Source organism: Tamlana crocina (assembly GCF_012037625.1).
In genome coordinates this window covers 1-450 of the sequence record NZ_JAAVJS010000237.1, presented here as the reverse complement: position 1 = coordinate 450, position 450 = coordinate 1, and the positions used below count along the sequence as shown (strand labels likewise).

At 50.7% G+C, this 450-nt stretch carries 2 protein-coding genes; both read left to right on the top strand.

Translation table 11 applies throughout. The annotated features are described in order from the left end of the window. A partial coding sequence (locus HC176_RS16490; RefSeq protein WP_167920089.1) for an SDR family oxidoreductase occupies positions 1-233 on the top strand: 233 nt, incomplete at its 5' end. Beyond that, the coding region (locus tag HC176_RS16485) for a SemiSWEET family sugar transporter (RefSeq protein WP_245234936.1) at positions 234-450 on the top strand (217 nt) is incomplete at its 3' end. It lies immediately after the preceding gene.

Genomic DNA, 450 nt, shown 5'->3' with positions numbered 1-450 from the left:
CGGAAAAAAATATTCGGGTGAACGGGGTGGCTCCGGGGCCCATTTGGACTCCGCTTATCCCGGCCACCTTTGATGAGGAACATGTAAGCGAATTCGGGAAAAAGGTGCCTTTGGGACGGCCGGGGCAGCCCAGTGAAGTCGCACCTGCTTATGTATTCCTGGCAAGTAAAGACGGTAGCTATATCACAGGGCAGGTGATCCATGTGAATGGCGGCGAAGTAGTAGGAGCTTAAATGCTGGGCTGGACAGAAATATTGGGGCTCACTGCCGGAGTCTTTACAACGGCAGCCGTGATACCTCAGATATGGAAAGCCTGGAAAACTAAAGAGGTGGATGATGTTTCACCGGGTATGTATTTCGTGCTCATTACCGGGCTGGCACTGTGGGTCATCTATGGAGTGATCCAAAAAGACATTCCCATTATTGCTACAAATGGAGTTGCCTTTATGC